The sequence below is a fragment of the Bombilactobacillus bombi genome (assembly GCF_003522965.1).
GTDB lineage: Bacteria > Bacillota > Bacilli > Lactobacillales > Lactobacillaceae > Bombilactobacillus > Bombilactobacillus bombi.
Window position 1 is genome coordinate 1156439 of record NZ_CP031513.1, and the last position, 14210, is coordinate 1170648.

A 14210-nucleotide genomic window follows, 5' to 3' on the forward strand; every position below is an offset into this window, starting at 1 on the left:
TTAAAATAATAATCAAGTATATCTTTTTATTAATGAACTTTCTTAATCATAAGAATTAGAATCGCTCCAAATAAACACATAATCCCAGCTATTGGAAAAATAAATTTATATCCGCTTTCTGCAATGATTATCGAAGCAACTATTGGTCCAAAAACTTGCCCTAAAGAATTGGCTAAGTTAACAATTCCTAAATCCTTGGCAGAATTTTCTGAACTCGGTAAAACTGAAACATTTAATGCTTGATCAACAGAATTATACATTCCCATTGCAGACCCACTTAGGGCTGCATATGCAAACATTGTCCATGGTAAAGGCTCTATGGCTGGAATAACAGCACCTATTCCCATTACTACAGTAGAAACAGCAACTAATAATTTCAAACTATGAAATTTATCAGCAAGAGGTCCTCCAAGGATTGCAAAAAATACACCAGTAATAAGTAATATTATGGACATAATTGATAAATTATGAGTTGCATTAGCTGAAGAAAGATTCATATAATCTACAAAAATATATAATTGATATCCAGTAATAACATATTGTGCTGAAACAAATAACAGTTTACCAAACACAGCTAGATAAAAATCACGAACATCACCATGAATTGGAAAAATAAATGCTTCTAGTAATTCGGATCCCTTAAGTTTCTTTACTTTATCTCCTTTGTTACTTCCATCACCTACTAAAATTAATCCTAAAATAGTAAAAATAACTTCAAGTATCATAAAAACATAAATACCACTGTTAATTTTAGTAATGTATTGAGAAGCAATCATAGTACCTACTGGAGCACCAATATTCATTCCAACCCCATAAAAAGCTGAAATTGATCCTCTATATTTTTTTGGTGCCTTATCTGCAATAAAAGCAACTATTGGTGCAACCATTGAATTCAGTGCAATTTGAAAAAGTGACCAATTTACGATAATTCCAGTAATAGTTTTAACTTTTGTTAAGAAAAAAAAGCAAATCAATGTAGTAATCATACCCAAAACAATCCAAGGATTTCTTTTTCCCCAACGGCTAACAGTTAAGTCAGAAAGTGCGCCTTCAATAATATTTGCGATTGTAGCAACTATCATCGCAATAGTTGCTAACAATGCAACAATCTGAACTTTTTGATCAGGTGCTATCTGCTGAATTTTGGCCGGCAAAAGTGTAGAATTAACTCCTAAGTAAGGTATTAACCATCCAAGCAAACAAAACAAAAGTCCAAAACCCAATCGATATGGAAATTTATTTTTTGATTCATCTTCAATGGCTAATTGACTTTTATCCATATTTATATCCTCTCAATAATAAACTAAAGCTTATATTTGACAATTAATTTAAAAAGAAGAAAAACCACTTAAAATAATTCATAAATACAACATTGATAATTAAATTTTATCAATATATTTTATATTTTTTAATTATTCCATAATGCGTTATTTAAATTTTCAATTGAAGCAAACGGACCAGGCATTGTTGAAAGTCCACGATGATTTCCAAAATAGTCTTCATCAAATGTAATATCATCCCCATTAGGCATTTCAAAACGTTGTTCTGGTTCAAATGCTTTTCCTAAAATATCAGTGTTAATAATACCATCTTCAAAATTTCCAAGGAAATCATATAGATTAGTTTTAATAAGAACATGTGTATCATTCTCAATTAATTTAACTTCTATTTTATCTTTATTATTTACAATATTATGTGTTTCTTTTTTCCAAGCTTGAGCACCATTAAAATATACATTACCCTTAGCCCAAATAGGTAAATGTTCAAATTGTGCAGATTGAAGTTCGACCATATCATTCCCTTGAGCAGCCTTACCTTCTATTTTTTTAAATGGTTTATACCATTCTTCATAGGTGGGATAATCATCAAATACTGCTGTACCTACTATTTCGTTTTCCTCTGGTGATGGGTTAGTAGCAGGCCATTTTTGAATGAATATGTTATTATAAAAACGATTATCACCATGTAGTATTGTTTGAAATCCTGCAACTTCTGTACGATGTGGAATATGATATGGAGTAAATCTAGGTTGAATAGGACCTTTCCCAGGATAATCAGTTCCTTCTCCAACAAGAGTAAAGGAGCCTAAAATCAAATTATGAACAATGGCTAAACCTTGTGTTGGAATCTTTAAGGAATTTTTGGATAAAAGTAAATTATTATCTATTAGTGTTGGTCCATGGCTAACCTCAATCCAAATATCTTGACTAGTCATTGCCCCATTCAAACGCGGAGCTGTACCATTTGGAGCATAATTATGATCAAATAAATTTTGAGTAATACGTGTTCCTTGTGCTTCCCAATCACACCATAATCCCATAGTCGTATGGTCAAATCTGTTACGTCGAATAATTACATCAATAGCAGCATGCAGTTTAATACCAGCAATTTCAGCACCTGCTAATTCCTGCATATTATTAATATGATGAATATGGTTATCTTCAATTACACTAAAAACTGCACCTTGACGTCCAACAATACCATCTTGTTCACAATCATGGATGTTACAACGCCGAATAATATGATGACCAATTTTTTCTTTTAGCCAACCATGATATTGTCCACGACAAACTGCGTCTCTTTCCATTTGTGTAGGACTTTTAACATGTTTATAGGTAAAATATTGATCATTTTCTGGATCTCTGTATTTACCCAAAGAAATGCCTGCGCAACGGCTGTGACTAATATCACAATCTTCAATAATCCATCCTTTAGACCAATGAGGACCAATCATACCATCTTGATAAGACGCAGGAGGTGCCCAAGTGGTAGCTGCTTTATTAATATTAAAGCCACTCACAGTAATATAATTAACTCCTGTTTTTTGCGGCCAAAAAGCTTCTCGACGAACATTAATTTCAACTTTTTCTTTATTAGGGTCTTTATCTTGAAAATTAGCATAAATAATTGTTGTATTCGTATCTTTATTTTGTTCTGTATACCATTTAAATACTGAATTTTTAGGATTCCACGATTTATCATATATTTTTGCATTAATACATTCATTTAGTGATGATGTCTCATAAAATTGGATATCATTCATATACACTGCACCTGTATGCTTATTAACAGAGCCCATATACCAATCACCCATTACATAGGTTGTATATGGATTATATGATCCAAACAAACTATTGTTAATATAAGTAACCCATACCCCTCCTTGATAGCGTTTCCAATTATTTGCCTCTTCAGCACCAGTTATAACCGCTTTTAATGGCTCAACACTTTTATAAATTATACGTTGGTCACGGGTACCAGAATTCATCGGATTAACGTTTTCATGATATATACCAGGAAACACAATAATCTCATCACCAGGCATAGCAACTTTAGCTGCACTATTAATTAATTTATAAGGAGTTTTCTTTGAACCATTACCATCTCTAGTAGCTTTTGCATTAACATATATCTTCAAAATAAGATTTCTCCTTTCCAAAAAGTAAATTATATGTTAGTTTGTTTAAAATACTAACTAACATATAAACAAATCCTAACATTGGAAAGTAATAATGTCAATATATTAAAATCACTTTGCATTACATATTTTTATAATATAATTAATAGTTTTTCAAGAATTCAGGATTTTTTTATTATTAAAATAAACAATTAACTTCTTAAGTATCACAAAGCAACTACAATCTTTCATATCTGCTTAAATTATCTACCAACTCAATATCTATATTTCATTATTTAGCAAAAAATGATTTAAAAGCTAGGAACATTTTGCCATCTATGCTGAATCAGTATCTTTTATCTTTGTTATATAAAATTCAAAAATAGCGTTCAATCTTGCAGTTAATTTAATTAATACATAACAGAACTCATATAAACAAAAATCTACTGAATTAGATTAAATATTGATTCAGTAGATTTTTACTAAGTGAATTCTAAATAATTAACTCTTAAGGAGATTTTTATGAATTAATTATATAACCTCCATCGACAATTAATTCTTCTCCTGTTACAAATTTGGATTCATCAGAAGCTAAATATAGATAAGCGTAGCCAATATCTGAAGCATCTGCTACATATGGTGGCAAAACTGCATTGCCTTTTTGGACTTTGCTCATTTCTTCTTTTGTGCTAGCTCCTACACTCTTAGTGAAAGTCATTCCTGGACGATCGTCATTAGATTTTTGAGTTCCAAAAAATTTCTTAGTCATGCTGGTAAAAGTTACTCCTGGATGAACTGAGTTAACACGGATACTATCTTTACCAAATTCTTGAGCAGCAAATTTAGTAATTGAACGTACAGCACCTTTGGCAGCACTATAAGCAGCACCATTGCCGTTCCCACCAACAAGAGCACCGATAGATGAAGTGTTGACAATGGAACCGTCACCATTCTTTTGCATAATAGGAATTACTGCCTTCATACCTAGCCAAACACCAGTCGAATCAATGTTCATAACTTTATTCCAAGTCTCAAGATCAGTATCAAGAATACCAGCAGAATTATGAGTACCCGCATTATTAACTAAGATATTAATTTTACCGTACAATTTAACGGTCTGATCCACAACATCCTTCCAGCCTGCAGGGTCAGCTACGTCTAGTTTCATAGCTGCAGCTGTTCCACCGTTCTCTTTAATATCAGCAACAGCTTTATTAAGCTTATCTTCAACTACATCTGTTAGAACAACACTAGCACCTTCTCTAGCAAAAATCTGTGCTCCAGCTAGACCCATACCACTAGCAGCTCCAGTAATAATTGCAACCTTATCATCCAAACGTCCCATATATAAAAACTCCTTTCTTAAAATATTTTTCTTTACACAGTTATTATATATTCTCTTATATACTTCTGAAAGCGTTTACTCTTATGACCTTTTTAATTTATAATCTATTATTACAAACTGTAGTACCTGTATATTTCAATTATAGATTGTATTAATTATTTTCGAGCAAATTTTAAAGAAGTTGTCACTAATTAAACATTAGAAATATTTAGATTATAATTTGTAATACAGATATAATAGAATTTCTACTTAATATTTAAGCCACTAATTATTTAGATTGTAATATCTTGTCTTGGCGAATTTGTAAAGGTAATTTACCATACATATTTTTAAATAAATTTCTTGCTGTTCGTTGATTTGTTAATCCATTTTTATCCATTAATTGTTTGATTGATATATTAGAAGATAAAAGATCTTGATACAATGATGCTAGTCTTAAACGATAAATATATTGAATAATTGTAATTCCTGTTTGTTGTTTAAATATTCTTGACAAATAGCTTGAATTATAACCAAATTTATTGGCCAAAATATTTACACTTAAATGTTCTACATAGTGTTCATTGATATAAACAATAATTTCTTTGAGACTGCTTGTACTTTGTAAAAGTGGATTTGTATCATCAGTGAAATTTAAAATTAATTCTTTCATAATTAATAGGATAATTACTCCTAAGTCAAACAAATATCCTTTATAACCTTGTTTAACTAAAGAATTAATTTTAAGTAACAATCCAAATATTTGTTTATAAGCTTTTGAATAACACTTCGTAATTTCAAAATTAATATTTTCAGGATGAGGATAATAATTTTCAATAAATTTTAAAGGAACTTGTAATACTAAGGACTGATTAGGAATGTTTTCTACTGCATGTACCACTCCTGAGGGAACTACTATAAATTGTTGGGGATTAACAATTTGTTCTTTACCATTAAACATAAAAGTTAGTCGTCCAGAAATGACTCCCACTATTTCAATACTACTATGCCAATGAAAGGGTACATAACCATTATTTCTAACTAAAGATTCATAAAAGCGAATCCCAATATCAAAATTTGTAATCACATTTTCATGATGAAGTTTACTCATTTTATTCCCCCAAAATATTACATTTATTACTTTATTAAGTTAGTTTATTTACTAATCCAACTTATAGTATTGCTCTGTATCATCCGGCAACATATGATATAGCTGTTATCTAAATAACAATTATTATACTATAAGGAGCATAAATATATGACATTAATAAAAAATCCGATAATTTCAGGTATGGCGCCAGATCCCTCAATTATTCGTGTAAACAATGATTATTATCTAGCTACTTCAACATTTCATTGGAAGCCAGCAATTCAAATTTTCCATTCTACAGATTTATGTAATTGGAATTTAATTACTTACGCATTAACTAATAACAAAATTGATTTGCGTGGAACAAATACACCTGCTGGTATTTGGGCTCCTCATTTATCGTTCGATACTCAAACACAAAAATTTTGGTTAGTGTATTCACATATGCAAAATATGGCAGGTAGAGAATTTAATGCTGAATCATTTGCTATTTGGGCAAATGATATTAAAGGTCCTTGGTCTCAACCACTTTACCTAACTTCTATAGGTTTTGATCCTTCCCTTTTTCACGATGATGATGGTAAGCACTATTTATCTATTCTAGAATGGGAAACTCGGAGTGGTTATCCTTCTCCTGGCAATATTGTAATTGCTGAAGTAAATTTAAAAACAGGACAACTTATAGGAACGTGGAAGCGGGTCACTACTGGATTTACTAGTCGAGGTTGTGTAGAAGCTCCTCAAATTTATAAACATCATGGCTTTTATTACTTACTTGTTGCTGCTGGTGGAACTGGATATGCTCATGATGTAGAAATTGGTCGGTCTCAAAAAATATTAGGACCTTATGAACCAAATCCTAGTGGTGAACCGATTATTACTTCATCACCCCATCATTTGTTTTCTAAAGGAGACCCGGATGCTGGACATTTTGAAATGTATAATCCACATACTGACATCCAAAAATCTGGTCATGGATCTTTAGTTCAAACTACTACTGGTGAATATTATATTGCACATCTAATGTCTCGTCCTCTACCTCAAACTAAGCTTAATCCTCTTGGACGTGAAACTTCATTGCAAAAAATGATATGGACTAATAATAACTGGTTACAAATGGCTGATGGTTCAAATTTAGCAAAATCTCAAGTTGAAATTTCACAAGCGGTTAAACAAAATAAGACTGATAATATTAATGATGATTTTAAAAAAAATCATTATGATTTGCGTTTTATGACTCCCTATCGAGAACAAAACCCATCCTGGGTTAATACTACAGAACATCCTGGATTTTTACGTATTTATGGTGGCAATTCTTTATTTTCTAAATATAATCCAACTATTATGGCAACTCGTGCTACTGCTTTTGAATACCAAATACAAACCAAAGTGCTTTTTAATCCTGTACATTATTCTCAATCGGCTGGCGTTGGATTATATTATGATTCTGATAATTGGTTATATGCTCGTATTTGTCAAACAGATAACGAAAAGCAAACTTGTTTACAAGTTATACAAGCCAAATTAGGTCAACGTATTGATAATATTTTTGATCAAGTTTTAATACCCCATAATAAAGCAGAAATTAGAATTAAATATTATTTTGGAATTGCAACAGTATTTTATCGATTATCAAAAGAAAAAGTATGGCAACAATTAGGATCAGAATTTGATGTTAAATATTTATCTGATGAAGGAGTAAATGGTACTCCTGGAGAAATAGGTGGTTTTACGGGACTATTCAACTTTATTGGTGCTGTTGATGCATATCAAAAACAATCTTTTGCCGATTTTGACTATTATTCTGTAATTAATCAAGTTTCTGGAGGCAATAAATAATGAAAAAAATAACTATTCCACTTAAACGATTAATTCCCGGATTAATAATTGGACCAGCTAGTTGGTTAGGACCGTATGTAGCAATTAATAGTTTATTTCTACCAGCTTTAGTTCAGCATATCGATGCTGCTCACAAAGTTAATTTAATTGCCCTACTTTCAACATGTGGTATGATTGTTGCTGCTTTATCAAATATGTTAGCTGGAGCTTTATCTGATCGAACAAGATCAAGATTTGGCCAAAGAACACCTTGGATTATCGGTGGAGCTCTTGTTTTTTCTTTAACTATGATTATAGCATCTTTTGCTACCACCATGGTATATTTATTATGCTTTTGGATGATTGGACAAATTTCTCTGAATTTTATTGTTGCACCAATGGTAGCATGGATTGATTTTGCACCAGATGATGGTAAAGGTGTAGCATCTTCTGCCTATGGCGGATTAGGTATGGCTTTAGGAAATAATGGTTTTAATGTTTTAGCAGCCATGTTTTTAAGTAAATTTAGATTAGGATTTATTATTTTTGGTATTTTCACAACGATTGGAACAATAATTGCAGTATTACTTGTTAGAGAACCGTCAAATTTAACATCTAAAATAAGGCCCAATCAGAAAAAAAACAAAAAGCAAAAAATTCATTTTCACGATTTGAGAACCATTTTCCCCAAATGGTCAATTGGACGTGATTACTACCTTGCCTTAATCGGCAAATTGTTCCAAGGTGTAGGCAATTTTGCAATAACAGGTTATATTTTATATATTATGACTGATTTTTTACATCGAGGAAGTCAAACGCAAAGTTCAATTCAATGGATTAATACTATTATGTTAATTATTGGAATTGCTATGGGATTTATTGCTGGGCCAATTGCTGATAAATATAAAATTTTAAAATACCCTGTAGGATTTTCAACAATTTTACTAGCAATTGCTGCTATATCTTTATTCTTATTAAGAAACAATTGGGGTATTATAATTTATGCAATTACTGCAGGTTTTGGTATGGGAATTTGGAATTCTTTAGATAATTTATTAAATTTAGAAGTTATTCCTGACAAAGATAGAGTAGCTTTTTTCTTGGGTATTTATAACTTAGGTAATACCATAACTCAGGCTTTAGCACCAGTAATAGCAGCTTTAGTAATTTCACACTTTGGATTTTCTGCTATTTTCTTCGTATCTTTTACATTTTCACTGATTGGCGGTATATCCATGCTTTGTATTAAATCGGTTAAAAAATAAGTATATTGACATGTGAGTTAAAAGCTATTATATTTTAATAGAAAGTTCGTATTAAAAACCAACCAAATAAAGGAGAAACATAATGTCATATTGGAATGTAGATAAAATTAAATATATTGGAACTAAAAAAAGCTTAAAATCTGGGCTGGGATTTCAGTACTATAATCCGGATGAAATTATTGGTGGCAAAAAAATGCGCGATTGGTTGCGTTTTTCAGTAGCTTATTGGCATACATTTGATCAACGTTTAGTTGATCCTTTCGGTGATGGTACAGCAATGCGTCCTTATGATAAATATCAAGATCCAATGGATCAAGCTTTAGCCAAAGTGGATGCAGCGTTTGAGTTTTATGACAAACTTGGTGTTGACTATCTAGCCTTTCATGATCGGGATTTAGCTCCTGAAGGTGATACTCTCCGTGAAACTAACCGTAATCTCGATAAAGTTGTTGATAAAATTGTTGAATATCAAAAAACTACTGGCATGAAAGTTTTGTGGAACACTTCTAATATGTTTAACAATCCTCGTTTTGTCGCTGGTGCTGCTACTTCTCCGTACGCTGATATTTTTGCATATAGTGCAGCCCAATTAAAACATAGCTTAGAAATTGGTAAACGTGTCAATGCAGAAAATTATGTCTTCTGGGGTGGACGCGAAGGTTATGAATCTTTATGGAATACTGATATGAAACTTGAGCAAGAACATGCAGCTAAGTTCTTTCACATGGCTAAAGACTATGCTAACGAAATTGGCTTTACAGCTCAAATGCTATTAGAACCTAAACCTAAAGAACCAACAACTCATCAATATGACTTTGATGCAGCCACAACGATTGCTTTCATGAAAGAATATAATCTCGATCAAGATTTCAAGTTAAATCTTGAAGGTAATCACGCCAATTTGGCAGGACATACTTACCAACATGAAATTCGTGTTGCCCGTGATGCTGGTTTACTAGGATCTTTGGATGCCAATCAAGGAGATAAGTTAATTGGTTGGGATATTGATGAATATCCTTCCAATCTTTATGAAACTGTGGCTGCCATGTATGAAGTAGTTCAAGAAGGAAGCATTGGTCCTTGTGGTGGTTTGAACTTTGACGCCAAACCACGTCGCTCCTCTTTTGAACCTAATGACTTATTCTATGGTCATATTGTTGGAATGGATAGCTTTGCCGCTGGCTTACGTGTTGCACTAAAATTAAAAGAAGACCACGTGCTAGATGATATTGTCAAAAATCGCTACAATTCTTATAATACTGGTATTGGTGCGCAGATTGAAGCTGGACAAGTTAATTTTGCTGATCTAGAAAAATATAGCCTCGACAAGACTCAAGCACAATTGCGTGCAGCAACTCATTCTGATCATTTGGAACAAATTAAAGATACTATCAATCATTATATTATTGAAACATTAAGTTAATTAAACTAGGTGGAATTATGGAAAAATATGTTTTGGGAGTTGATTTAGGCACTAGTGCTGTGAAAGTAGCGGCCATTACTAAGAATGGAATCATTGCTGCACAGCAAAGTAGTTCTTATCCCCTATCTCATCCTCAAGTGGGTTTTAGCGAACAAGATCCGCAAGATTGGGTTACTGGTACTACAGCCGCTATTCATAAATTACTTGCTCAAGATCACATTGCACCAACAGCTATTGCTGGTCTCAGTTTTTCAGGTCAAATGCACGGTTTAGTATTATTAGATCACAATAATCAAGTTTTGCGGCCTGCAATTTTGTGGGATGATACTAGAACTTCCAAGCAACGACAAGAAATTGAAACCAAAATGGGCCATAAATTTATTCAAATCACCCATAACCAGCCACTAGAGGGTTTTACTCTTCCTAAATTACTTTGGGTACAAGAAAACGAACCTGAAATTTGGCAGCAAGCAACGACCTTCTTACTTCCCAAAGATTATGTGCGTTATTGTATGACTGGCAAGTTAGCCACTGATTATTCTGATGCTACTGGAACCGTCATGCTTGATATTGATACTCAATCTTGGAGTAAAGAGATTTGTGATACTTTTAATATTTCTTTATCTATCTGTCCACCATTATTGCATTCCAGTGAGCTAGCTGGTCACATTACTGATGCTTATGCCAAAACATCTGGCCTTCAAGCCAACATGCCTGTGTTTGCTGGAGCCGCTGATAATGCAACTAGTGCCCTGGGAGCTGGTATTCTTCAAACTAACACTGTTTTATCTAGCATTGGAACTTCAGGAGTAGTTTTAAAATATGAAAGCAATGCCCAAACTAACTATCAAGGAGTACTACAGTTTGAAGATCATGCTATTAATGATGCTTATTATTCAATGGGTGTAACTTTGGCCGCGGGTGATTCCTTAAATTGGTTTAAAAAAACTTTTTATCCTCAAACTGATTTTGTCCAAATGATACAAGATGCTGAACATTCAACACTAGGTGCTCATGGTTTATTATATACACCCTATTTAATTGGTGAACGTGCTCCTTACGCTGATGCTAAAATTCGCGGCAGTTTTATTGGTGTTGATAGTAGTCATGTTCGTGGTGATTTTGTGCGTGCCGTCTTGGAAGGTATTATTTTTAGTTTTGAAGATCTTATGCAAATATATGCGTCTCACAATAATATGTTCGATACTGTAATTTCCATTGGTGGTGGTGCCAAAAGTCCCTTATGGCTGCAAATTCAGGCTGATATCTTTAATAAAAAGGTTGTGAGTTTGGCCAATGAGCAGACTGCCAGTTTAGGAGCAGCAATGCTTGCAACAGTGGGATTAGGTTGGTATCCTGATTTTATCAGTTGTACAGAAAATTTTGTTAAAGTTAAAACAACCTATAATCCAATCCCCGAACATGTTAGCCAATACCATGAACTATATGAGATTTATCATCAAATTTATTCTCAAACTAAAGACTTAAGTTCTAGATTAATCGACTTTAGACAAAAAAATAAATAATTTCTACAATAATAGTCCTCGAAAATTTCGAGGACTATTTATTTTTATAAGAAAATTTCAAATTATAATCATCCAAATTTAAAACGTGATGATTAATTAAAGAAGCTGCACCTAAGAGATTAGCATAATTGGAATTAGCAATTAAATATAATTGTGGATTCATTTTTAATTGTTGTGTTTGCAATTCAATTTCATCAAAGAGCGCTGGTAATTCCTCTAGTAAAGGCGAACTCAAATAAATCTCTTCAGGAGCAAAAGCAACTGAAACATTAAATAAAATCCGAACAATACCGTGGATAAAGTCTTGTAAAGCATTATTCACATCCGCATCTTTATCTCTAGCTAAAGATACTACATCTTTTCTTTCTATCCTATTATCATTTTTTAGTTGACGGACCCGCTCAACAATGGCATCTTCTGAACAAATGTTTTCTACTTTGATATCTTGATTCAACATCATTAAACTGCGGCCAATTTCACCAGCAGCTCCCTGGAAGCCACGGTAAATTTGTTGATTCAAAATAATCCCTGCACCAATTCCTTTATGGATGCTCACACAAATCAAATTTGCTTTATTATATTCATTGTTGAAATCATGTTCAAAAATTGCTGCTAGGTTGGCTTCATTTTCTAATAATACGGGAACGCCATATTGCTCACAATAGCGCTGTTGCAGGTCAATATTTTCCATATCTAAAAAAGGAGAACTAATTACTTTTTGTTCATCAACAATGCCATGAATTGAAAAAGCTATTCCTAACAACCCATTCTTGGTATCATCATAGTACTTAATTTCATTAATTTGCTCATCGACGATTTTTAAAATGTCACTAACTTGAGAACTTGGATTTTTAATGCGACGATAATAAAAATCCCGACAATTTAAATAGTTAGCCATAATGTGTAAATGCTTATAACCTAAATCAATACTAATTGTATAGCCGTATTTTTCGTTAAGGGCTACTAAAATCGGCTTACGGCCACCGCTTTTGGAGGCTTGACCGATTCCAATTTCTTTTAAATAACCTTGATGCTCAATTTCATTATATAAAGACGTAATGGATGATTTATTCATATCCAAATTACGCGCAATATCGATTCGCGAAATCGGAGAATTATTAATAATTTGTTGTAATACGAGATTAAGATTTTTTTGATGGAACGATTGTTTTTTTGATATTCCAGCCATGCGGACCTCACTTAAATTTTACATAGTTGGTTTAATTATACAACTTATTTAAAAGAGCACAAATAAAGTTACAGCATTAAAAGCCAGCACACTATTTCATTTCTCCACTCCCAAAAGCCAACGCCAAAATTTTAAACTCCATCGATCAAATACAAAGGCCACAATTGCACCAATAAACGCGATTGTATACGAATGTTCATCAGTAAAAGTTGGAAACAGCGTATCCATAACTATTAAATAAATTATTCCAACCACAATAATATTAAAATTAAACCGTAGTATCAAAGCCCCAATTGTCAACAAATTATCCAGAATTCTTACCAATCTTCATTATCTCCTTTTTGCGCGTTTTGATGCTCTTGCCAATAACCATACATGTAGCCTTCCTCAAATTCACCGTCCACATTGCGCCGATTGTAATCGTCATAACCTCCACCGCGATCATCATGCAATCCTTCAAGTGAAATCACAACAAACCAAATAATAAGTGCAAAAGACCATAAGCTCAATAATGTATCCCATTCTAAATTCCCCCACTGCACTTTGTTATGCCGTTGAATAAAATTATTGTATTTATGCACAACTTTCATTAGTCGGCGATTATTATTAATCTTTCGAGGTGCTAATCTATGCAAATACCACAATTGAAAATCACCTATAGGCACATTCTCATTGCTGGCTAATGCTACGCAATTTTGTCCATTTACTGGATAAACTATCACAATATTAACTTGGTCATTGATGTGCTCATTGTGTTTTTGAATTTGATCGGCATGTTTTTGAGCAGTTTCTTCTTCTTCGTAGTCATCATAATCAGTGGAGTCAATCTCAGGAACTTTTGGTATAGTGTTTTCGACAGTATCCGAGCGATATTCTTCTAAATTAGAATTATCTTTGTACATATTTTTTAATTTTTTATTATCATAAATACGCCAATCACTAGGTACTTTTCGATAGGTGCGTACCCAAATTTGTTGCGGATGCGGCAATTGAGCTAATTTTTGATTTAAGTCGTGAATCGCCTGGATATCTGCAGGTGTTAAGATTTGTTGCTGGTCGCGCACTTGATATTCGGCACGGACTGATTGAACCTGCATCAAGTAAAAAATACTTATAACAAAAGCAAATAAAATAATAAAACGTTCAATTTTAAACTTCATAAAATCAGTTTCCTTTAT

The 14210-nt window shown here is 32.7% G+C and carries 11 protein-coding genes; 4 read left to right on the forward strand and 7 right to left on the reverse strand.

From position 1 onward, the window contains the following. Nucleotides 1–29: 29 nt before the first annotated feature. The 4 genes from DS830_RS05840 to DS830_RS05855 all read right to left on the reverse strand — a co-directional run bounded on the left by DS830_RS05840 (nt 30) and on the right by DS830_RS05855 (nt 5832). Nucleotides 30–1280, reverse strand: coding sequence for an MFS transporter (locus DS830_RS05840; RefSeq protein WP_118908606.1), 1251 nt, complete (start codon nt 1278–1280; stop codon nt 30–32). A gap of 128 nt (nt 1281–1408) precedes the next feature. After that, nucleotides 1409–3418 (reverse strand): right-handed parallel beta-helix repeat-containing protein, encoded by a 2010-nt coding sequence (locus DS830_RS05845; protein WP_118908607.1) that lies wholly within the window; start codon nt 3416–3418, stop codon nt 1409–1411. Between the two features lie 499 nt (nt 3419–3917). After that, complete coding sequence (locus DS830_RS05850; protein WP_118908608.1) at nt 3918–4742, reverse strand: SDR family NAD(P)-dependent oxidoreductase; 825 nt, start codon at nt 4740–4742, stop codon at nt 3918–3920. Nucleotides 4743–5010: 268 nt separating this feature from the next. Continuing rightward, nucleotides 5011–5832, reverse strand: coding sequence for an AraC family transcriptional regulator (locus DS830_RS05855; protein ID WP_118908609.1), 822 nt, complete (start codon nt 5830–5832; stop codon nt 5011–5013). A gap of 147 nt (nt 5833–5979) precedes the next feature. Here DS830_RS05855 and DS830_RS05860 point away from each other — a divergent pair, with 147 nt between their 5' ends. From DS830_RS05860 to xylB, 4 genes are all read left to right on the forward strand, one after another. Next, entirely contained in the window at nt 5980–7650 is a 1671-nt protein-coding gene (locus DS830_RS05860; RefSeq protein ID WP_118908610.1) for a glycoside hydrolase family 43 protein, read from the forward strand. Further along, the gene (locus DS830_RS05865) at nt 7650–8894 is read left to right on the forward strand and encodes an MFS transporter (protein ID WP_118908611.1); all 1245 of its coding nucleotides are present in this window, start codon (nt 7650–7652) and stop codon (nt 8892–8894) included. The genes DS830_RS05860 and DS830_RS05865 overlap by 1 nt, the downstream gene beginning before the upstream one ends. Before the next feature lie 82 nt (nt 8895–8976). Continuing rightward, the gene (gene xylA, locus DS830_RS05870) at nt 8977–10317 is read left to right on the forward strand and encodes a xylose isomerase (RefSeq protein WP_118900747.1); all 1341 of its coding nucleotides are present in this window, start codon (nt 8977–8979) and stop codon (nt 10315–10317) included. Nucleotides 10318–10334: 17 nt separating this feature from the next. Continuing rightward, nucleotides 10335–11843 carry a xylulokinase gene (gene xylB / locus DS830_RS05875; protein ID WP_118908612.1) on the forward strand — a complete coding sequence of 503 codons (1509 nt, stop codon included), beginning with the start codon at nt 10335–10337 and terminating at the stop codon, nt 11841–11843. Between the two features lie 34 nt (nt 11844–11877). Here the strand turns inward: xylB and DS830_RS05880 are convergent, their stop codons facing one another. The 3 genes from DS830_RS05880 to DS830_RS05890 all read right to left on the reverse strand — a co-directional run bounded on the left by DS830_RS05880 (nt 11878) and on the right by DS830_RS05890 (nt 14192). Then, nucleotides 11878–13032 (reverse strand): ROK family protein, encoded by a 1155-nt coding sequence (locus DS830_RS05880; protein ID WP_118908613.1) that lies wholly within the window; start codon nt 13030–13032, stop codon nt 11878–11880. A gap of 96 nt (nt 13033–13128) precedes the next feature. Continuing rightward, nucleotides 13129–13356, reverse strand: coding sequence for a hypothetical protein (locus DS830_RS05885; RefSeq protein ID WP_118900741.1), 228 nt, complete (start codon nt 13354–13356; stop codon nt 13129–13131). Continuing rightward, entirely contained in the window at nt 13350–14192 is an 843-nt protein-coding gene (locus DS830_RS05890; RefSeq protein ID WP_118908614.1) for a hypothetical protein, read from the reverse strand. The genes DS830_RS05885 and DS830_RS05890 overlap by 7 nt, the downstream gene beginning before the upstream one ends. Nucleotides 14193–14210: the final 18 nt, after the last annotated feature.

Coding starts and splice junctions, on each gene's coding strand:
- DS830_RS05865 (WP_118908611.1), top strand. CDS start 7,650: ATGAAAAAAATAACTATTCCACTTAAACGATTAATTCCCGGATTAATA.
- DS830_RS05890 (WP_118908614.1), bottom strand. CDS start 14,192: ATGAAGTTTAAAATTGAACGTTTTATTATTTTATTTGCTTTTGTTATA.
- DS830_RS05880 (WP_118908613.1), bottom strand. CDS start 13,032: ATGGCTGGAATATCAAAAAAACAATCGTTCCATCAAAAAAATCTTAAT.
- DS830_RS05860 (WP_118908610.1), top strand. CDS start 5,980: ATGACATTAATAAAAAATCCGATAATTTCAGGTATGGCGCCAGATCCC.
- DS830_RS05855 (WP_118908609.1), bottom strand. CDS start 5,832: ATGAGTAAACTTCATCATGAAAATGTGATTACAAATTTTGATATTGGG.
- DS830_RS05850 (WP_118908608.1), bottom strand. CDS start 4,742: ATGGGACGTTTGGATGATAAGGTTGCAATTATTACTGGAGCTGCTAGT.
- xylB (WP_118908612.1), top strand. CDS start 10,335: ATGGAAAAATATGTTTTGGGAGTTGATTTAGGCACTAGTGCTGTGAAA.
- DS830_RS05840 (WP_118908606.1), bottom strand. CDS start 1,280: ATGGATAAAAGTCAATTAGCCATTGAAGATGAATCAAAAAATAAATTT.
- xylA (WP_118900747.1), top strand. CDS start 8,977: ATGTCATATTGGAATGTAGATAAAATTAAATATATTGGAACTAAAAAA.